18 protein-coding genes are annotated in these 20538 nt (G+C 65.0%); 5 read left to right on the top strand and 13 right to left on the bottom strand.

The genetic code is table 11. The features are described from left to right. Positions 1-55 precede the first annotated feature (55 nt). The 11 genes from V6M49_RS02030 to V6M49_RS01980 all read right to left on the bottom strand — a co-directional run bounded on the left by V6M49_RS02030 (position 56) and on the right by V6M49_RS01980 (position 13750). A complete protein-coding gene (locus V6M49_RS02030) occupies positions 56-1492 on the bottom strand; it encodes a mannitol dehydrogenase family protein (RefSeq protein WP_332759769.1) in 1437 nt (478 codons plus the stop codon). After that, positions 1489-2895, bottom strand: a complete 1407-nt coding sequence (gene uxaC, locus V6M49_RS02025; protein WP_332759767.1) for a glucuronate isomerase — start codon at positions 2893-2895, stop codon at positions 1489-1491. Before uxaC ends, V6M49_RS02030 begins: the two co-directional genes overlap by 4 nt. Positions 2896-2976: 81 nt before the next feature. Beyond that, complete coding sequence (locus V6M49_RS02020; RefSeq protein WP_332759766.1) at positions 2977-4038, bottom strand: LacI family DNA-binding transcriptional regulator; 1062 nt, start codon at positions 4036-4038, stop codon at positions 2977-2979. Positions 4039-4145: 107 nt separating this feature from the next. After that, positions 4146-5312, bottom strand: a complete 1167-nt coding sequence (locus V6M49_RS02015) for a Gfo/Idh/MocA family protein (protein ID WP_141139314.1) — start codon at positions 5310-5312, stop codon at positions 4146-4148. Positions 5313-5404: 92 nt separating this feature from the next. Continuing rightward, entirely contained in the window at positions 5405-6265 is an 861-nt protein-coding gene (locus V6M49_RS02010) for a sugar phosphate isomerase/epimerase family protein (protein ID WP_332759764.1), read from the bottom strand. A 47-nt stretch (positions 6266-6312) separates the two neighbouring features. Next, complete coding sequence (locus V6M49_RS02005; RefSeq protein WP_332759763.1) at positions 6313-7218, bottom strand: ATP-binding cassette domain-containing protein; 906 nt, start codon at positions 7216-7218, stop codon at positions 6313-6315. Then, complete coding sequence (locus tag V6M49_RS02000; RefSeq protein ID WP_141139313.1) at positions 7215-9104, bottom strand: dipeptide/oligopeptide/nickel ABC transporter permease/ATP-binding protein; 1890 nt, start codon at positions 9102-9104, stop codon at positions 7215-7217. The genes V6M49_RS02005 and V6M49_RS02000 overlap by 4 nt, the downstream gene beginning before the upstream one ends. Next, the gene (locus tag V6M49_RS01995) at positions 9101-10042 is read right to left on the bottom strand and encodes an ABC transporter permease (protein ID WP_141139312.1); all 942 of its coding nucleotides are present in this window, start codon (positions 10040-10042) and stop codon (positions 9101-9103) included. The genes V6M49_RS02000 and V6M49_RS01995 overlap by 4 nt, the downstream gene beginning before the upstream one ends. Positions 10043-10158: 116 nt before the next feature. Then, the gene (locus tag V6M49_RS01990; protein ID WP_332759762.1) at positions 10159-11685 is read right to left on the bottom strand and encodes an ABC transporter substrate-binding protein; all 1527 of its coding nucleotides are present in this window, start codon (positions 11683-11685) and stop codon (positions 10159-10161) included. A gap of 194 nt (positions 11686-11879) precedes the next feature. After that, the gene (locus V6M49_RS01985; protein WP_332759760.1) at positions 11880-12893 is read right to left on the bottom strand and encodes a Gfo/Idh/MocA family protein; all 1014 of its coding nucleotides are present in this window, start codon (positions 12891-12893) and stop codon (positions 11880-11882) included. Next, positions 12890-13750, bottom strand: a complete 861-nt coding sequence (locus V6M49_RS01980) for a sugar phosphate isomerase/epimerase family protein (protein WP_332759758.1) — start codon at positions 13748-13750, stop codon at positions 12890-12892. Before V6M49_RS01980 ends, V6M49_RS01985 begins: the two co-directional genes overlap by 4 nt. 222 nt (positions 13751-13972) lie before the next feature. Here V6M49_RS01980 and V6M49_RS01975 point away from each other — a divergent pair, with 222 nt between their 5' ends. Then, positions 13973-14989 (top strand): LacI family DNA-binding transcriptional regulator, encoded by a 1017-nt coding sequence (locus tag V6M49_RS01975; RefSeq protein ID WP_141141937.1) that lies wholly within the window; start codon positions 13973-13975, stop codon positions 14987-14989. 146 nt (positions 14990-15135) lie between these two features. Beyond that, entirely contained in the window at positions 15136-15957 is an 822-nt protein-coding gene (nadE, locus tag V6M49_RS01970) for an ammonia-dependent NAD(+) synthetase (RefSeq protein WP_141139308.1), read from the top strand. Positions 15958-16105: 148 nt separating this feature from the next. On the opposite strand, the gene V6M49_RS01965 is transcribed toward nadE, so the two are convergent. Further along, a complete protein-coding gene (locus tag V6M49_RS01965; RefSeq protein WP_141139307.1) occupies positions 16106-16888 on the bottom strand; it encodes an IclR family transcriptional regulator in 783 nt (260 codons plus the stop codon). Between the two features lie 198 nt (positions 16889-17086). Between V6M49_RS01965 and V6M49_RS01960 the strand changes: the two genes are divergently transcribed. The 3 genes from V6M49_RS01960 to V6M49_RS01950 all read left to right on the top strand — a co-directional run bounded on the left by V6M49_RS01960 (position 17087) and on the right by V6M49_RS01950 (position 19763). Next, the gene (locus V6M49_RS01960) at positions 17087-17824 is read left to right on the top strand and encodes a CoA transferase subunit A (RefSeq protein ID WP_141139306.1); all 738 of its coding nucleotides are present in this window, start codon (positions 17087-17089) and stop codon (positions 17822-17824) included. A gap of 71 nt (positions 17825-17895) precedes the next feature. Next, positions 17896-18570 (top strand): CoA transferase subunit B, encoded by a 675-nt coding sequence (locus tag V6M49_RS01955; protein WP_332759752.1) that lies wholly within the window; start codon positions 17896-17898, stop codon positions 18568-18570. Then, complete coding sequence (locus V6M49_RS01950) at positions 18567-19763, top strand: acetyl-CoA acetyltransferase (protein ID WP_332759750.1); 1197 nt, start codon at positions 18567-18569, stop codon at positions 19761-19763. The genes V6M49_RS01955 and V6M49_RS01950 overlap by 4 nt, the downstream gene beginning before the upstream one ends. Positions 19764-19847: 84 nt before the next feature. Here the strand turns inward: V6M49_RS01950 and V6M49_RS01945 are convergent, their stop codons facing one another. Then, positions 19848-20453 carry an ankyrin repeat domain-containing protein gene (locus tag V6M49_RS01945; RefSeq protein ID WP_442959688.1) on the bottom strand — a complete coding sequence of 202 codons (606 nt, stop codon included), beginning with the start codon at positions 20451-20453 and terminating at the stop codon, positions 19848-19850. Between the last annotated feature and the right edge of the window lie 85 nt (positions 20454-20538).

Here is a 20538-nt window from a genome sequence, read left to right as displayed (position 1 = left end):
ACACGAAACTGCCCGGTCCGGGATCCCGGACCGGGCAGTTCGTACAGCAAATAGGTCAGCCGTTGCTGGCGTCCGCCGGGAATGTGCCGAGCATCCCCGAAACGAGTTCCACTACGCCGTCGTCCGCTGCGACGGCTGGATCCACCAGCGCCAGGACCGCCCGCACGCGCTCTGCGCCTTCCAGCTGGTTGGCCGCGGCCACTTCAGTTGCCAGCGGATCGTGGAACGTCCCGGCCGCCGCGCTGAAGTCAATCCAGGCCGCGATCATCAGTGCCGCGGCGGCACCGGACCTGCCCTGGGCGCGTTCGGCCAGGAGGACGGGCACGGCCCGCATGCGCAGCTTGGTGCTCCCGTCCATGGCAATCTGGGCCAGGTGGTGGGCAATTCGCGCATTGCTGAAGCGGGCCAGGAGGGCAGCGCGGTACGCCGGGATCTGCAGGTCCGCGCCACCGGCCGCGGCACCGGACAGGTTCGCCTCGGCTTCGTCCCAGAAGCTTTCGACGGCGGTCAGGCACTGCGGGTCCGCGAGGGCCTGCGCCACCGTGGTGTGTCCGCGGAGCTGGCCGGCGTAGGCCAGCAGGGAATGGGCGCCGTTCAAGAGCCACAGCTTGCGGTTCTCGTAGGGCTCGATGTGGTCAACGAAGACCGCACCGGCATCCTCCCAGCGCGGACGGCCGGCCGGGAAGTCGCCGCTGAGCACCCAGTTGGCGAAGGGCTCAGCCACTACTGGCGAGTTGTCGCGGTAGCCGCAGGCGGCCTCGACGGCGGCGATGTCCGCTTCCGTGGTGCGCGGCGTGATGCGGTCCACGGACGTGCTGACAAAGCTGACGTTTTCATCGACCCAGGCAGCGAGCTCCGCGTCCCAGGCCTGCGCCAGACCCGCCACGGCGTTGCGGGCCACCAGGCCGTTGTTGGCGAGGTTGTCGCAGCACACAACGGCGAGCGGCCCGGCGCCGGCAGCACGGCGCGCGGCGAGCGCGAACACGAGGCGGCCCAGCGGCGTCGTCGGGTTTCCGCTGCCGGAAGCCAGCAGCGCAAGGTCGCCGGCGACGTCGGACGCCGTAGTGTCCAGCTGTCCGTCGGCACCGAGCCGGTACGCCGCTTCGGTGACCGTCAGGGTGACCACCGCGGTGGCCGGCGCCGAAACGAGCTCTGCGAGCCGTTTTACATCCGCGCCGTCCACGGCTTCAACGATGCTGCCGACGACGGCGAACGAGTCGCCGCTGTCAGCGCGCTCCACGAGCGTGAAGAGGCCGTCCTGCTCGGCAAGGGCCAGGGCAGCGTCCGGGCGCCGGCCGGTGAAAGCCGCGATGCCCCACTCCGCGGCGTCGCTGGCCTGGCTGGTGTACCAGGCCTGGTGCGAGCGGTGGAACGCACCAAGTCCGAGGTGGACGATCCGCACCGGCGGTTTGGCGGCGGCGTGCGTGCTCCGGTTCAGCTGCGGAAGGGATTCCACAGCCTTGCCTGTGGCGTCGGCCTGTTCGATACTCACAGTTTGAAAACCCTTCGCGGGGAGGAATCGACGGTGTCCACGATGATTTCGTGGGCGCGGTCTTCGCTGACACGGTGCTCGGCCACGAGGCGGGCCAGGAAGGAGGCTTCGATCCGGCGGGACGCGTCGTGGCGGGCGGGGATGGAGCAGAAGGCCCTGGTGTCATCGATGAAACCGGAGGAACGGGAGAACCCGGCCGTTTCGGTCACGGCGGAGCGGAAGCGGAGCATGGCATCCGGGGCGTCCAGGAACCACCAGGGTGCGCCCAGGTAGACGGACGGGTAGAAGCCGGCCAGCGGTGCGAGTTCGCGGGAGAAAACGGTCTCGTCCAGGGTGAACAGCACCAGGTGGAAGTCCTTGGCCGTGCCGAAGTCCTGCAGCAGCGGCCGGATGGCCTCGGTGTAGTTGGTGGCGACCGGGATGTCGTGGCCCGTATCGGCGCCGAAGGCCTCGAACGTGGGCGTGTGGTGGTTCCGGAAGGAGCCCGGGTGGATGGTCATGACCAGGCCGTCCTCCACCGACATGCGGCCCATCTGGTACATCATGTGGGCTTCGAACGTGTTGCGGTCCTCGGCCGTGGCCTTGCCGGCCCGGGCGATCTCGAAGATCCGCTCGGCCTCGGCGCGGTCCAGCTTGAGCGTTGCCGGGGTGGCCACACCATGGTCCGCCGAGACCGCGCCGTGCTCCACGAAGTAGCGGCGGCGGTTTTCCAGCGCCGTAATGTAGCCCGCGTAACCGCTGGCGCCGTCACCGGCGGTTTCAACCAGGCGGTCAACGTTGGCGCTCCAGGTGGGGTGCGCGATATTAAGGTAGGCGTCCGGGCGGAACGTCGGCAGGACGCGGCCGTTGAAGGTGGAGTCCTCGGCGATTGTCTTGTGGCTGGCGAGGGTGTCCAGGGGATCGTCCGTGGTGGCCAGGACCTCGATGTTGAAGTCCTTGAAAAGCTGGCGGGGTCGGAAACCGGGCTCCACGAGCTTGGCGGCGATGGCGTCATAGCTGGCATCGGCGGACATCTCGCCCAGGTCTGCGCCCAGGTTGAAGACACTGTCGAACTGATGGCGCAACCAGTAGCCGGAGGCCGTGCCCTCGAAGAGCGGCCAGGCCTCCACGAACGTGCGCCAGATTTCGCGTGACTCGGGCGCCGTGGGACCGCCGGCCCGCAGCTTGTCCAGGGACGCGCCGTTGGCATGAATCAGGCGCGTGACGTAGTGGTCCGGACTGACGAGCAGCGCTGCCGGGTCAGGGAACGGGGTGTTGTGCTCGATGACGGCGGCGTCAACGTGGCCATGCGGGGAGATGATGGGGAGGTCCTGCACGCGCGCCAGGAGGTCCCGCGCAATGCTGCGCGTTCCTGGGTCGGCGGGCAGGAGCCTGTCTGGGTTGGCAGCAATCGACTGTGACATAGATCAATAATCTGCCGGGCGCCGAGTTTTGTCAACCGGTTGCCATGATTTGCCAAACGATGGAATGGGCCCTGCCCGGACTCACTTCGCGGGCAGGATCCTACCGCTGGACCCGCGCAGCACCAGCTCAGTCTCGACGCTCAAGGTGCCGGACTGTTCCCCGCTTCCGTGAAGAAAGTCCAGCAGGCGCTTGGCGGCTGCCTCGCCGCACTCCCCCAGCGGCGACCGCACGGTGGTAAGCGGTGGCGTCGTGAAATCCGCGCCGAAAATGTCATCAAAGCCGATGATGCTGATGTGGTCGGGCACCACCACGCCGGCAGCCTGAAGCTCCTGCATGAGCCCGATGGCCAGCAGGTCGTTGTACGTCAGGACCGCGGTGGCGCCGCTGGCGCGGACATCACGCGCAGTCTTCCGGCCGCCGTCGACCGTTGGTTTGGAGGATTCGAGCCGCACTGCCTCGAGCCGGGACCAGTCGCAAGCCGCCTGCACACCCTCCCACCGGCGTTCGGACATCCAGGATTCCGGGGGCCCCGCCACATAGGCAACCTTCGTGTGGCCGTTGGCGGCCAGGCTGCGGACCGCCTCGCTGATCCCCTTGTTGACGTCCGGCACCACGCACGGCACGCCCTCCACCTCGCGGTTGATGACCACCACGGGTTTGTCTTGGGCCAGGGCGCGGATGTTGTCATCGTCCATGCGCGGGCTCGCCAGGATAAGGCCGTCCACGGTGGCCATGAGCCGCCGGGCGGCAGTCAGTTCAGTTGCCGAGGACTCCGCCGACTCGGCGAGCACCAGGGTGTAGTCCCGGCTGGTTGCAGTGGTCTCGGCGCCGCGGATGATGTCAAAGAAGGTGGGGTTGGTAATGTCCGCGACGATGAGGCCGAACGTATTGGTCTTGCCCGTGGGAAGCGCGCGCGCGAACGGATTGACCTGGTAGTTCAGCTCGGCGGCCGCATCCTCGATGAGCTTTTGTGTTTTGGAGCTGACCCTGCCCGGTTTGCTGAGCGCCCGCGAAACCGTGGACGCGTTGACGCCGGCCCTCTTGGCGATGTCGTAGATGGTGGCGTTGGATTTGCCGTCGCGGCCGTGCTTTTTGACCGACCCCGTTGATGGGGCGGCGTCCGGCGTTTGGGGTTCAGTCACCGCCCCATCCTAACGATGAAACCACTCAAGCAGGTCGCAGCTGTGGCCGTTTTGATGGTCCAAAACGGCCACAGCTGCTACCTCAGCTTCGCTGCTGACCCGGGAGGTTACGTGCGCTGCGGGAACTTGCCCTCTTCGGCGATGCGCTTATTGAGCTCGGCGAGGAACTCGTTCTCGTCGAAGTCCAGTCCAACTTCCTTACCGGTCCAGGCGGAGAGGTGGATGGCGTTGGCCAGGCGGACTCCGTTGATGCCGTCCGAGCCCGGAGCCAGCAGCGGTGTGCCGTCCAGGATGTTGGCGGCGAAGTTCTCCAGGACACCGGCGTGCTGCCCACCCCAGACGGACTCAAATTCGATGACCTCGGTGGTGTAGTACTGCTCCGGGTTCAGCTCGCCCATAAAGAGCTTGCGGACATCGTCCATGCCCATGCCGTCGCTGAGTTCGCGCTCCGGCTTGTGCAGGCGCGTCACGGTGGCGGTCTTGCTGCCCTCGACGACGATCTTGCCCTGGTCGCCCAGGATCTCGAAGCGGTCAGTCCCGGTCAGATCGTGCGTGGCGGTGACAAATACGCCGGTGACGCCGTCTCCGTAGTCAACTACTGCGGTGACTTCATCTTCGACGGCGATGTCGCGGCGGAAGCCGAAGGAAACCTTGGAGTAGACGGACTTCGGCACGCCGCAGATCCACTGCCACAGGTCCAACTGGTGCGGAGCCTGGTTGACCAGGACGCCGCCACCTTCGCCGCCCCACGTTGCGCGCCATTCGCTGGAGTTGTAGTAGCCCTGGGGGCGCCACCAGTTAGTGATGATCCAGTTGCTGCGGCGGATCTTGCCGATCTCGCCGTTTTCCACAATCTCTTTGAGCTTCTTGTACAGCGGGTTGTTGCGCTGGTTGAACATGATGCCGAAGGAGAGTTCCGGCTTGGAGGCCGCGAACTCGTTCAGTTCCTTGACCTGCTTGGTGTAGACGCCTGCCGGCTTCTCCACCAGCGCGTGGATGTTGCGCTTGAGAGTCTCGATGCCCATTTCCGGGTGCAGGAAGTGCGGCACGCAGGTCACGACGGCGTCAACGTCTCCGCTTTCCAGCATGGCGATGTAGTCGTCATAAAAGGGAGCGTCCGGGTACGTGGCGGAGGCGAGTTCCTTCTTGGCCGGATCGGTGTCGCAGATGGCCCCGATCACCATGTTGGGGACCATGCCGTCCGTGATGAACTTGGCGTAGGCGCCGCCCTGCTGGCCCAGGCCGATGATGCCGAGGCGTACTTTCTTGCTCACAGTTATTTATCCTTCTTCGTTGGTGGGCTTGTGTTCCGTCGGTTGAGCTTGTGTTTCGTTGGTTGAGCTTGTCGAAACCAGAAGCGGTCTGGTTAGAAGAGTTCGGACTGGCCCATGGCAACCAGGTTGTCGTAGGAGGTCTGCAGCGCTTCCCAGACCGTGCGGCCGTAGAGTTCGTCCTGCTCCACCAGCAGGTACTGCGCGCCGGCGGCCTGCGCGGCCGGGATGATGGAGGCGAAGTCGAGGTTGCCTTCCCCAACTTCGGCGAACTGGACGACGTTCTTGAACTCCGCCATGAATCCGGCGACGTCGCCGGAGTCCAGCATTCCGAAGGCGGACTCGGGCAGTTCGCCGATGCGGTAGTCCTTGAGGTGGACCATGGCCGTGCGGCCGGCGTATTTTTCGAGGGTACGGACCGGGTCCAGGCCGCCGCGCTGTACCCAGTGCACGTCGATTTCCATGCCCATGGCCGGGGAGTTCTCGGCGATGATGTCCAGCATGTACTGGCCGTCGAACTTCGCGAACTCGATGTGGTGGTTGTGGTAGTACAGGCCCAGGCCCTGCTCCTGCAGCCGTTCGGCGTATTCGTTGGCCTGCTTGGCGAAGTCAACCACGGCGCCGATCGACTTCATCGCGGGGAACGGCAGCATGCCGATCCGCAGCAGTTTCGAATCCAGCCGCTTGGCATCGTCCACAATCTTGTCGAAGTGCTCTGCCAGGGAGTCGCCGGGCCGTCCTTTGGGGGTTTCCATGGCCACGGACAGGGCCGCGATGTCCATGCCCAGCTCGCTGCGGGAGCGGTCCAGCTCGGCGACGTTTTCCGGCGTCATCGGGATCTGGGAGATCTCGACGGCGTTGTAGCCGATCCCGCTGACCTTGCGGAGCGTTTCGAACGCCCCGATTTCGGTGAAGCTGTCCTTCAGCATCATTGCCTGTACGCCAATTTTGGCCACTTTTTCCTCCATGGTTTGTTCGCTGTTGTATAAAGTCTGGTCCGGCCTTAGGCGGGGACGCCAGCCTGTTCGGCCTGCATGCGCTGCTCTTCAAGCAGCCGGTGCCGGTCAGCGCGGCGCTTTTCCTGGCGGTCCGGGTCCGGCACCGGGGAAGCGAGCAGCAGCCGCTGGGTGTAGGGGTGTTCGGGGTCGCGGGTGACGACGTCGGCCGGGCCCTGCTCCACAATTTCTCCGCGGTACATCACGGCTACACGGTGGCTGATGTGGCGGACCACGTCAAGGTCGTGGGAGACAAAAAGGTAGGACACCCCGGTGTCTCTTTGGATCTGCAGGAACAGATCCAGGACCCGTGCCTGGGTGGAGAGGTCCAGGGCACTGACAGGCTCATCACAGACGATGAGCTTCGGGGACAGGGCCAGTGCACGGGCGATGGCCACGCGCTGGCGCTGGCCACCGCTGAATTCCCGCGGGAGACGGTGGATGGCGTCTGACGGCAGGCCCACCTGGTCCAGGAGTTCTTTGACACGCTTCTTGGCTGCTGCTTGTTCCATGCCCTGGACGCCCAGCGGTTCGGCAAGGATGTCGCCGATCTCCAGGGCGGGGTTCAAGGAGGTGTACGGATCCTGGAAGACCACCTGCATGTCGCGGCTCAGGACGCGGCGCTGTTTGCGTGTGGCGTGGCTGATGTCCTGGCCTTCGAAGGTGATCTTGCCGCCGCTCACGGGCGCGAGTCCCAGCACAGCCCGGCCGAGGGTGGTCTTGCCGGAGCCCGACTCCCCTACCAGGCCCAGGGTCTCGCCCTGGCCGATGCTGATGTTGATATCCGTCAGGGCACGGAATTTCCGTGCCCGGAACCCCTTGCCGGCGTACTCCACCACCAGGTTGTCCACCCGAAGAAGTTCTCGGCGTGCCGGGGCTGACTCCGCGGCGCGCAAGGCTGCAGTTTCGGTCACAGTACGTTCTCCTTGGCAGTTGACGACGCAGTTGCAGACGCGGTGGCGGGCACGAGCATGGACATGGGTTCCTTGCCTTCGAGCATGGATGCCAGCAGGGTCTGGGTGTAGGTTTCCTTGGGTTCGCGCAGGATGTCCCGCACGGGGCCTTCCTCCACCAGCCGGCCGTTCTGCATGACCACTACACGGTCGCAGAGGTCAGCCACCACGCCGAAGTTGTGGGTCACCAGGATGATGCCGACGCCGAGCCGGCGCTGAAGGTCCCGCAGCAGGTCCAGCACATCGGCCTGGACCGTAACGTCCAGTGCCGTGGTGGGCTCATCGGCAATGATGAGGTCCGGTTCGCAGCTGATGGCGCCGGCAATCAGCACGCGCTGGGCCATGCCGCCGGAGACCTCGTGGGGGTACGCCCTGAAGGTCCGGTCCGGGCTGACGATGCCGACGTCGGACAGCAGCTTCATGGCCCGCACTGTGGCCTCTGCCTTGGAGATTCCCAGGACACGCACCATGGGCGTCACCAACTGGTAGCCAATAGTGAACGCGGGGTCCAGGTTGCTCATGGGTTCCTGCGGGATGTAGGAGATGCGTTTGCCGCGCAGCTTGGAGAGTCGTTCCTGGTTCACCTTTTCGTCGCCTGGCGCGACGGTGTAGTTGCCATCGAACTGGATGGCCCCGCCCACGATGCGTGCGGTGTCCGGCAGCAGGCCCAGGATGGAGAAGGCGGTCTGGGACTTACCCGAACCGGATTCGCCCACGATGCCGAGGATTTCGCCGCGATCCACATGGAACGAGACGTCGTCCACGACCTTCTTGATGGATCCGTCCGCCTGGGGGTAACCGACGCCGAGGTTGGTCACCTTCACGAGGTGGTGTTCGGTTCCGGCCTCGACGGCGGCGATGGTCTTGCGCGCTGACTTGGCGGCGCTGGCTGCGGCAGCATCTTCGGCCTGATGGGCTTTCTGCCTGCGGTGCTTGATCTTTTCGCCGTCTTCGAGGGCGTCGCGGATGGCGTTGCCCAAGAGGACAAGTGCACCGATGGTCAGCGCCATGGCAAATGCAGGCCAGAAAAGCAGCGTCGGGGTGAGGTAGACGTTCTTGAAGCCTTCGCTGAGCATCACACCCCAGGTGGCCTTGGCCGGATCGCCCAGGCCCAGGAACTCGAGTCCGGACTGGATGGCGATGGCGACGCCGGCGATCGCGGCCGTCTGGATGATGATGGGCGCGCGGACCACGGAGAAGATGTGGCGGGTGATGATGCTGAGGTCTGACAGCCCGGAGACGCGGGCGGCATCAACGTAGAGCTCGTTGCGGACCGACTGTACCGCTGAGCGCGTCAGGCGGAAGTAGGAGGGGCTGATCAGCACACCGAACGCGATCATGGCAATCCAGACTGACGGACCGAAAGCGGCCCGGATAGTCAGCAGGACGATCAGGCCAGGCAGGCTCATGAGGATGCTGACCACCCAGTTGGAGACGGCTTCGAACTTGCCGGCGTAGTAGCCGGCCACGAGGCCGGCGGGCAGGCCGATCGCGATGGCGACGGCGGCGCACAGGAGCGCAGAGCTGAGGGTCAGCTGCGCCCCGAAGAGCAGCCGGCTCCAGACGTCACGGCCAGAGCTGTCAGTGCCCAGGATGTTAACCGCGTCGGGGGCTGCGAGAGTCTTGGAGATGTTGGCGAAGTTTTCATCGAACGGGGCCAGGACATCGGCGAAGACGGCCATGCCGGCCATGGTCAGAAGGATGGCGATGGCGATGATGCCCATGGGATTCTTAAACAGCCGTTTGAGGACTGTTGACCGGACGACAGTTCCGGTCTGGCCTGACGTACCCGGTGCAGTTGTACCGGGTGCGGGTGTCAGGGCTGAGGTTTCGACGGACTCGGTCACGAGGCACGCACCTTCGGGTTAAGCCAGCCGTTGAGCAGGTCAACGATGAGGTTGACCACAATGACAACGGCGACGGTGTACATAACAACGCCCATGACCACTGGCTGGTCACTCTGGCTGGTGGCGGCTACGGCCAATGGCCCCATGCCGGGGAGAGCAAAGATCTGCTCGATGATGACCACACCGCCGAGCATGCCGATCAGCTGCAGGCTGAGCACGGTTAGTCCCGCCGGGGCGGCGCTTCGCAGGACGTGCTTGAACAGGACCTCGCGCTCACCGATGCCGCGGCTGCGCAGTGTGCGCACGTAATCGCGTTCGAGCTGCTTGATGACGGCGCTTCGGATCTGCTGGGCACCGCCGGTCACTCCGTTGATCAGTAGGGCGATCACCGGAAGGGTCAGGGAAAGCACCCAGGCGTCCGCGCCGACACCGGGCGAGATGGTACTGGTGGCGGGGAAAAGGCCCATCTGGATAGCAAGGATGGTCACCAGGATGATGCCGATGACAAAGCCGGGGACGGAGTCGCCGATGATGGCACCGATCTGGACCACGCGGTCCACCCAGCCGCGCTTCACTGCAGCGGCCACGCCGATGAGGGTGGCGATGATGGAGATCAGGAGCATGGCCGCAATCACCATGGTCATGGTGACCGGGATGCGCGTGGCCAGCGCGTGGGCGACGGGCTCAGAGGTGAACCAGGATGTTCCCAGATCCCCCTGTAAGGCGCCCGCGAGCCAGCTGAAGTAGCGGGTGATGATGGGCTGGTCGAGTCCCAACTCGGCTTCCTTCACGGCCAGCTGATCCGGCGTGGCCTGGTCGCCCAGGATGTTCCGCGCAATGCTGCCGCTCGATACGTAGAGCAGGGAAAAAACGAGGATCGAGACGGCGAACAGGACGACGAGTCCGCTGCCGAGGCGTTTAAGGATGAAAGTGATCATTGCTGGCTCCATTGAACTGGCATGGATTGGTTGCCCGATCCGACAGCCCACTGTTGGTGGGCTGCCGGACCTGCGCCGGTTTTGTGTGGCTACGTCCGAAGTAACTTCTTGGCGGGTTACTTCGCGGGCGAGTAGTTGTAGATCGACGGAACGGCCTGCTGGACCTGGGGTTCCACCGTGACCTTGGCGTTGTGGTAATACATCTGGTTCACGCGGAACATCGGGGCGAACCAGGCCTGCTCCACCACGTACTTGTTCACTTCCTGGGCCAGTTTGCCAGCGTCCTTGCCGCCCTTCTCGACGGCATCGATCTTCGCCTGCAGCTCGGGCGTGGTGTTCTTGAACGGGTTGTAGAGGGCCTTCGTGGAGATGATCTGGTTGGTAGCAACCCACGGCTCACCCTGGAAGAGGGAGAAGAACATGGTGGTGAACTTCTGGGCGGCGACATCGGTAGTGAATGTGTTGGTGATGGCGGAACCGACGTTCAGGGTGATCCCGATATCGGACAGCTGCTGCTTGATCACCGCGAGCTGAGTGTCGAATCCCGGAACCGACGGGAGGTCGATGACGACGCCGGTCTCGTAGCCGGCTTCCTTCAGGAGGGCCTTGGCCTTGGCCGGATCGTAGCTGTAGTAGTTCTCCAGCTCTTCGGTCCAGGCCCCGCTGGCCTTGCCGAACGGCTGCGACGTCGGGGTGCCTTGGCCGAGGAGAACCTGTTCCACAATGGTCTTGCGGTCAAAGGCGTAGTTGATGGCCTGGCGGACCTTGACGTTCGCCAGTGCGGGGTTCTTGGTACCGTCTCGGTCCAGCAAGAGGAGGCCCTGCCAGTCCACCTCGGTGGCTACCAACTTCATCTTGGCGCCTTCGGCCTGTTTGCCGGTCTTGGGATCCAGGAGGGTGGCGTCAATCTGTCCCGAAACCAGGGCGTTGGTGCGGGCGGTCAGGTCAATAAGGGTCTTAAAGGTGACCTTCTGGAACTTCTGGAGGTCTTTGTTCCAGTAGTCCTTGCGGGCGGTGAACACAGACTGCGAGTCCTTGACGGTGGCGGCCTTGTCCATGACGTACGGGCCGCTGCCTACGGGCTCGGTCTTGATGGCTTCGGTGCCCAGCGCCTTGGGGCTGCCCATTAGGCCGGCAGCCTGGCTGAGGTAGAACTCTAAGGAGGGATCCGGAGTAGTCAGGTTCAGTTCGATGGTGTCAGCATCCACTACTGCGACGTCGGAGACCGCGGTCAGCTGGGCCATCTGCGGACCGTTGGCCTTTTTGAAGTGGTCCAGGTTCGCCTTGGCCGCTTCGGCGTCGAACTTGGCGCCGTCGCTGAAGGTCACGTCCGTACGGAGGTCAACGGTGAGCTTAGTGTTGGCATCGTTGTACTTCCACTCGGTGGCCAGCATGGGGCTGAGCTTGCCGTCCGGCTGCCGCAGGAGCAGGGAGTCATACGCTGCCTGGTACGGCTGCAGGGCGTGCCCAACGTGGGCCTGGGCCGGGTCCCAGGAGCGGATTTCCGAAACGGCTCCGAGGGTCAGCGTTGTTGTTTTGGCTGCTGCCGTACCGGTGCCACCTGCGGCGCCGCCGCAGGCCGTCAGCGCCAGTCCAGCGCTGACGAGAATAGCGGCTGCTGCCGCCTTGGGACCTAACTTCATTGTTGGCTCCTGAATCTGTGGAACGTGAGAGTTGCGAATTCGGCCGATGTGGCGTGGACCACACCGGCCTTCGAGATTCAGAGTACGCATAATTGCCAACTTTGGCAACCGATTGTCAGTATTGTTGCAATCTTAGCGAAAATGGCCGCAAATGAAACAATTCAAGGGTATTCAAACCGGTTGCCACGAGAAGACTAGGAAACCGTCGCCACAGCCTCCTTGTAGCTCTGGCGGTAGATCTCCTTGACGATCCTCAGCGATTTCTCCGCTTCTTCAGGATCGATCCAGAACGGGCCCTCATCACCGAGCCGGGCATAGAAGTCATTGATGAGCAGCTCGTGTGAGACCCCCCAGTAGGCGCGTCCGCCGGACTCCATTACACGCTCGGGGACCACATCCACGCGCCCGTCCGCATAGGTGACGGTCAAGTCCCCACGAAGGCTGAGAGTCGCTTTCTCCGTGACGATGTCCAGCGTGACCGGCGCATTGACGGCGTTGGCCAGGGTGGCATAAAAGGCGCTGCGCGCACCGTTGGCATGCTCGGCAACAAACTCAGCGGTGTCCTCCACCTCGATGGTTTCCCCCAGGAACCTGGTGGCCGCGTTGCCGGATAACGAAACGACGTCACCCACCAGCCACTGCAGCAGGTCGACGGTGTGGATGGCCTGGTTCATCATGAGCCCGCCACCGCCCCCCGCCCAGGTTCCGCGCCACGGCCGGCTGAGGTAATAGTCGGCGTCGCGGTGCCACAGCACCGTAGCTGAAGCCCCTACTACCGCGCCCAGCTCGCCGGAGGAAAGCAGTGCGTGCATGGCCTGCGAGGTGGCGTTGTAGCGGTTCTGGAAGCAGACGGCGATCTTGGCAGTGGAGGCCTTGGCAGTCTCCACCAGCCGGCGGCCTTCTTCGAGCGTATGCGCGAGCGGCTTTTCAACAATGACGTTCACGCCACGCTCAAGGCAGTCCGCCGCGATGGAGGCGTGCATGTTGTGCGGGGTCGTAACGTGCACAACATCCGGTCCCACGGCCTCGAGCAGGCTGAGGTGATCAGGGAACCCGGGGACACCATAGGCGGCCACAGCAGCCGCAAGGCGGCCGGGATCCGAGTCGCAGACCCCGGCCAGCCGCGCGCCGTCGAGCTTTGCGATGGCCTCAAAGTGCACCGCCGACACATCGCCGCAACCGATAACTGCGGCCTTGAGGCCCGTCACGACAGTTCAATTCCGTTCTTGGCAGCAAGGACCGCGAAGGCGCGCGCGGCCATGCCGAAGGCAACCGGCCCGGAGAAGCCACCCAGTTCGTGGTGGCTGGCGAGGTGCGGCTCGAGTGAGGCAAAGCCTGCGTAACCGTCTGCCTTCAGGGCGGCAATGGTGGCGTCCAGTTCGCCGTCGCCATGGCCGGAAGGCACAACCTCACCCGTGGCCATGATGGCGTCCTTGACCTGGAGGTATTCGAGGTAGGGGCGGAGCATGGCGTAGCCATCGGTGTAGGGCCGGACGCCAACCTGGACGAAGTTGGCGTTGTCCCAGGCGACGCGAAGCGCTGGCGAGTCCACGGACTCCATGATGTCCAGGACGCGCTGCGGCGTATCGCCGTAGATGTCCTTCTCGTTCTCGTGCAGGAGTACGACGCCGGCGCTTGCGGCTTCAGCGGCCAGTGCCCGCATGCGGGTGATGACGTCGTCGCGGATTTCCTCCGGCGTCTGGGTTTCACTCCGGTAGAACGAGAAGACCCGGATGTACTTGGTATCCAGCCCCTTGGCCACGGAGATGATCTGGCGGAGGCGCTCCACCTCATGCTCCACGGGCAGGCCGATGTCTACCTTGCCGATGGGGCTGGCCACGGCTGAGACCTTCAGGCCCTTGGCGTCCAGGAGTTCCTTGAGCTCGGATACCTGCCCCGGCGTCAGTTCGGAGACGTTGACGCCCCAGGCGCTGCGTACTTCAATGTAGTTCGCGCCAAGCGCCAGCAGGACAGCGGCCTGGATGGCGGGGTCCGTATCCACTTCATCGCCGAATCCTGAGAGCGTCCAGACTGTGCTGGCTGCTTCGGTTGTTGCTTCGGTCACGGGAATCTCCTTAGGTATGCCCGCCACGGGACAGCCTTGGTGCCGCTCCGGCGCGCGGGTGACTCAGTTCACAAAAAGTGCTGCCCTAAGTCTAGACACGTCAACTGTCAATGACAACCGATTGCCAATTGATTGCAGGCTGTGGCAATCTAGGAGCTACAGGGCTGTGGCAACCATCACAAGCCCCCTGTCATCCCGTTCAGTGAGGAGCGCGCCATGGCGATGCAAGCAGCCGGAACAGACCGTCCTGCCACCATCCACGACATCGCCGCAATCTGCGGCGTGGCCGCGTCCACCGTGTCCCGCGCACTTTCCACTCCCGACCGGGTCAACATCCGGACGCGTGCACGGATCGAAGCCGCGGCCGCCGAATTGAACTACACGCCGAACAGCCAGGCGAAGGCGCTGAGCTCCGGCCGCACCGGCGCCGTCGGCGTCCTGGTGCCTGACATCACCAACCCGTTCTATTTTGACCTCATCCGGGGCACCCAGCTGCAGCTCAAGGCGGCCGGTTATACCCAGCTGCTTGTGGACACGGAAGAGTCCGACGAGGTGGAGGCCTCCACCATGGAGCAGCTGCGCAAGAGCGCTGACGGCATCATCGTCGCCGCGTCCAGGCTCAGCGACGAGGCGCTGTTGGCCGCGGCCGCCAAGATTCCCATGGTGACCATCAACCGCGACGTAGCCGGCGTTCCCGCCGTCGTGATTGACACGCCGTCCGCCACCAGCCAGGCGCTGGACCACCTGATTTCCCTCGGCCACACCCGCATCGCCTACATGGCCGGCCCCCTCACGTCTCAATCCAGCACTCTTCGATGGAATGCGCTGTCGGCTGCCGCGGAGGACCGCGGCGTGGAAGTGCGCAGGCTGGGCCCGTTCGCCCCCAAGACACAATCAGGTGCTGCCGCGGCAGATGCGGCCGTGCACTCCGGCGTCACCGCATGCATTGCCTTCAACGACCTCATCGCCATCGGTATGCTCCAGCGGCTGCGCGAACGCGGCATCCGGGTCCCGGAGGACATCAGCGTGGTGGGCTGCGACGACATCTTCGGCGCGGACTTCTGCAATCCCCCGCTGACCACCATGACATCGCCGATCGAACAGGCCGGCCGGGTGGCCGTGTCCATGCTCCTGGCCCAGCTCAACCCGCTGGCGGGCGGTGGCAGCCGCAGCCGTTCCCTGATGCCTACGCATCTCACGGTCCGCGGCTCCACCGGAGCGGCACCGGGAACGCTGTAGGTCCGGGGTCCCAAGTGTCCGTTCGCGCTGAGTGCTCAATTGTCCGTTCGCGCCCGGGCCCCAAGTGTCCGTTCGCGGGTGGACACGTGGGTGGTTCGGGTGGACACAGTTGAGCGTTGTTGACAGGGCTGACTAGGCTGGATCACATGCGCGAACTCCAGGCCACCATCATCGAAGAAATGGGCGTGCAGCCCCGGATCGACCCCCTTGGGGAGGTGCGCAAGCGGGTGGATTTCCTGAAGGATTACCTCCGGGCAACCCATACCAAGGGCTTTGTCCTGGGCATCTCGGGCGGGCTGGACTCCTCGCTCGCCGGCAGGCTGGCCCAGCTGGCCGTGGAGGAGCTGGAGGCCGAAGGCGTGGAGGCCAACTTCGTGGCGGTCCGCCTTCCGTACGGCGTCCAGCACGACGAGGACGACGCCCGGGCCGCCCTGGACTTCATCCAGGCCAAGACGGAATGGACCTTCAACATCTCGGCCGCCGTGGATGGCTTCGAGGACGAATTCGAGAAGACGGTGGGGAACGGCATCTCCGATTTCCACAAGGGAAACACCAAGGCACGCACGCGGATGATCGCGCAGTACGCCCTGGCCGGGGAGCACAACTACCTGGTGATCGGCACCGACCACGGCGCAGAGTCCGTCACCGGGTTCTTCACGAAATTCGGCGACGGCGGCGCGGACATCCTGCCGCTGTTCGGCCTCAACAAACGCCAGAACCGTGAACTGCTGGCCGAACTGGGCGCCCCTGCGCGCGTCTGGGAAAAAGTACCCACCGCGGACCTCCTGGACGGCAGGCCCGGACGCACCGACGAGGACGAACTGGGAATCACGTACGACCAGATCGATGACTACCTCGAAGGCCGGGAGATCCCCGAAGCGGCGGCCGAGCTGATCGAAGAGAAGTACCTCCGCACACGCCACAAGCGCACCGTGCCGGTCACTATCTTCGATACGTGGTGGAAATAGCTGAGCCGACGTAGGCCCAGTCGGGCTATCAGCCGAACCGGGGCACTTTGAACCCTGTCCGGACCGATCCCGCCCGGAATACGGCGTGTCCGTGTCAATGTGCCCCACAACGGGGTCAGCCACACGACGCCGCGCAGTGCCGAGCAGTTCAGGCGGAGCCCGGCGAACGGGTCAGCAGCGACGTGATCCGGTGGGCTTCCTCCATCAGCAGTTTGCCGAGGAACTCCTGCCGTTCCGGCCGGAACCTTGGTTCGATGCCGGTGAGTGAAAGCGCGCCCACGGGCCTGCCCAGCTGGTCGAAGACGGCAGCCCCCATTCCCCAGCTGCCCTCAAGCACCAGGCCGGGATTCACTGCAAAGCCATGCAGCCGGGTCCGTTCCAGATTCCGGCGGACCACGTCCATGCTGTGGCCTGCCGCGAAGCTGCCGGCGTGCTGGTCCCAGCCGGACAGGATGGCCTCCTGTTCCTCGTCCGGGAGGAACGCCATGATGGCGGTCCCGGCCGAGGCCACTCCCAGTGGAAAGCGGACTCCCTCGTGCAGTACGAAGGAGCGTACCGGGAAGCTGCCCTCTTCCCGCAGCACGCAGACCGTCTCCTGGCCCCTGCGGATGGAATAGAACGCGCTCTCGCCGGTCTCCTCCGCCAGGCGGCGGAGACTTGGCCGGGCCAGGTCTTCAAACGGGAAGCGGGCCGCTGCCACTGATCCCAGCAGGAAAATCTCAGGCCCCAGGATCCAGTTTCCGTTGCGGGCATCGTGGTCCAGGAGGCCTTCCGCGGCAAGGGAGGCCAGGAGCCGGTGGACGGTGGGGCGGGTCAGCCCGGACTCCCGGACCAGCCCGGCAATCGAGCTGCCCTCCGGCTTCCGGCCGACCAGCCGCAGCAGTGACGCCACGCGGCCCACTACCTGCGCCCCTTGGACTGGATTTGCCATTCTGACCACCAACTCTCAAAAATCCTCCACAATGTGGACACCGCAAAGCCTACCGTCCACGCTGTGAAATATCTGCCTTGCTGGCATGATTGCGTCATTGACCAGCTTCAGCGAGCGCCCTAGGCTCCTTCCCTAGGCCCTATGTCCACAAAGTGGATACCCCGAACGGCTCTGCACGCTCGATGACGAGGAGACGGAATGTCCAAACTGAAACCCAACGCCGCCGCGGCCCTGGCGGAAACGCTCCAGGACGGCATGACGCTCGCCGTCGGCGGTTTCGGCCTGAGCGGCATCCCGGCGGACCTCATCGAGGCCGTGCGTGATTCCGGTGTGCGCGACCTGACCGTGGTGTCCAACAACATGGGCGTGGACGGGAAAGGCCTGGGCGTGCTGATCGAAGCCGGCCAGGTCCGCAAGGTCATCGCATCGTATGTGGGCGAGAACAAACTCTTCGCCGAGCAGTACCTCGCGGGCCTGCTTGAGGTGGAGTTCACCCCGCAGGGCACCCTGGCCGAGCGCCTCCGTGCCGGCGGCGCCGGCATCCCCGCCTTCTACACCAAGACCGGCGTGGGAACGCTGGTGGCCGAAGGCAAACCGCTCGCAGAGTTCGACGGCGAAACGTACGTCCAGGAGCGCGCCATCCGCGCCGACGTCGCACTGGTCCACGCGCACACCGCGGACACGGACGGCAACCTGATCTACCGCTACACGGCCCGGAACTTCAACCCCGTGGTGGCCACCGCCGGCTTGGTGACCATCGCCGAAGCCGAAGTCATCGTGGAGCCCGGCGCACTGGATCCCAACCACATCGTCACCCCGGGCGTATACGTCCAGCACCTGGTTCAGGCGCGCGGCCGGGTCAAGGACATTGAACAGCGCACCGTCCGCTCCCGGGAAACCGCAGCAGTCCCCGCCTCAACACCTGTGTCCGCCTGACCCGCCGGCCACACAGACAGCGCGAACGAACACTTAAGCCCCGCAAAACTTTGAACCCCAAGGAGAAACCCATGGCCTGGACCAGGGATGAAATGGCTGCCATCGCGGCCGAGGAACTGAACGACGGCGACTACGTCAATCTGGGCATCGGCATCCCCACGCTGGTGGCCAACAACCTGCCCGACGGCGTCCGCGTGGTCCTGCAGAGCGAAAACGGCCTGCTCGGCATGGGCCCGTTCCCTTATGAGGGCGACGAAGACGCGGACCTCATCAACGCCGGCAAGCAGACCGTCACGGTCCTGCCCGGCGGCAGCATCTTCGACTCCGCCACATCGTTCGGCATGATCCGCGGCGGCCACGTCAAGGTGGCCATCCTGGGCGCCATGCAGGTCTCCGGCAACGGCGATCTCGCCAACTGGACGATTCCCGGCAAGATGGTCAAGGGCATGGGCGGTGCCATGGACCTGGTGGCCGGCACGCCGCGCGTGGTGGTTCTGACCGAGCACAACGCCAAGGACGGCACGGCCAAGATCGTCACCGAGTGCACCCTGCCGCTCACCGGCCTGCGTTGCGTGGACCGGATCATCAGTGATCTCGCGGTTTTTGACCTTAAAGAAGCGGACGACGACGGCGGGCGGCAGCTCACGCTGACCCGCCTTGCGCCGGGGGTCACCGTGGAGGAAATTCGCGGCAAGACCGAAGCCGCATTCGACGTCCAGCTTGAAACCGCAGGAGTGGCAGCATGAGCCTCAAGGAACAGTTCGGCAAGGATGTCCTGCTCACCGGATGGGGCCACAGCCGGTTCGGCAAGCTCACGGACGAAACCCTTGAGTCCCTGATCGTCCAGGTGGCCACCGAGGCAATCAGCAACGCCGGGATCGAGCCAGGCCAGATCGATGAGATCTACCTGGGCCAGTTCAACTCCGGCATGATGCCGCTGGCGTTCCCGTCCTCGCTGGCCTTGCAGGTCTCGGACCAGCTGGCCAACGTCGCCGCCACGCGTGTGGAGAACGCCTGCGCCTCAGGGTCGGCCGCGTTCCAGCAGGGCACTAAGTCGCTGCTGGCCGGGACAGCGAAGACCGTGCTGGTGATCGGCGCCGAGAAGATGACCCACGCCGGCGCCGACGTTGTGGGGGCCGCCCTGCTGGGCGCTGACTACGACATGGCCGGCCAGACGTCCACCACCGGCTTCACTGGCCTGTTCGCGGACGTCGCCAAGCACTACGAAAAGCGCTACGGTCGCGGCGACGGACAGCTGGGCGACCTGCTGGGCTCTATCGCGGCCAAGAACCACCGCAACGGCGTGGACAACCCCTACGCCCAGCTCCGCAAGGATCTCGGCGAGGACTTCTGCCGCACCGTCTCGGACAAGAACCCCATGGTGGCCGATCCGCTGCGCCGCACCGACTGCTCCCCCGTGTCCGACGGCGCCGCTGCCGTTGTGCTCAGCACCTCGCCAACCGGCGGGGCCACTGCGCCGGTAAGGCTCGCCGGCTTCGGCCAGGCGAACGACTTCTTCCCGGCCGAACGCCGGGACCCCACCGCCTTCGCCGCCACGCGCATGTCCTGGCAGCGCGCGCTGGGGATGGCCGGCGTCGGGCTTGAAGACCTGGACTTCGCTGAGGTCCACGACTGCTTCACCATCGCCGAACTGCTCATGTACGAGGCCATGGGCCTGACCGAACCGGGCCAGGGCGCACGCGCTGTGCAGGAAGGCTGGGTCTTCAAGGACGGGAAGCTGCCCATCAACGTCTCCGGCGGACTCAAGGCCAAAGGCCATCCCGTCGGCGCCACCGGCGTATCCCAGCACGTCATCGCCGCCATGCAGCTCACCGGGACCGCCGGCGACATGCAGCTCGCCAACCCCCGCCGCGCCGCCGTCCAGAACATGGGCGGTGTGGGCATCGCCAATTACGTCAGCGTCCTGGAAGCCGTCTAGCCACCACCATCGGCTGCTCCGTAACCGCCGTTTTGAGCTGTCAAAAGGGCCGTTACGGAGCAATCGATGAAGGTACGAGGGCGGCTAGCGGGCCCGGATCAGGTCGGCGATCTCCACGAAACCCAGCCGTTCGGCGTTTTCCAGGGCGGTCCGGCCCTGGGGATCCCGGATGTTGGGGTCCCCGCCGGCCGCCAACAGCTGCCGGACCACGTCCTGTTGCCTGGGGCCGCCGTTGTTGAGCAGGATGGCCTCCTGCATGGCGGTCCACCCCAGGTTGTTCACATGGTTCACGGGCACTCCGGCGGCCAGGAGGATGCGCACGGTCTCCACATGGCCGTGTTCGCTGGCGGGGATCAGTGCCGTCCCGCCATAGCGGTTGGTGCTGGAAACGTCCGCACCGGCCGCCAGCGTCAGCTGGAGCACCTCGTTGAATCCCTCGGCCCCCGCATAGAGGAACGCGGAATCCTGGATGGCGTCCTTGGCGTTCACGTTGGCGCCGCGGCCGATCAGCTCACCAACCAGCGCCACATTGTTGGCCTTCGCGGCGGCGATAAGCTCCTGGTCGAGCCGGGTCTGGGCCTCGACAGACAGGGCTGGTGGTTTGGTGGCTGCGGTTGCGGTGGAAGCAGGCGGGGACGTACCCGGCGAAGCTGACGGTCCGGACGGGGGCTGGCTGCCGGGGCTGACCAGGACGGACGACGGCGGCGACTCCTGCCGTTGCGGCTCGCCGGGACCCGCCTGGCAGGCGGCCAGGCAAGCTGATACACCGCCCGCC

The organism is Pseudarthrobacter sp. (assembly GCF_036675385.1).
Lineage (GTDB): Bacteria > Actinomycetota > Actinomycetes > Actinomycetales > Micrococcaceae > Arthrobacter.
The sequence above is the reverse complement of the archived record's forward strand: the minus strand, read 5'-3'. Positions and strand labels throughout refer to the sequence as shown.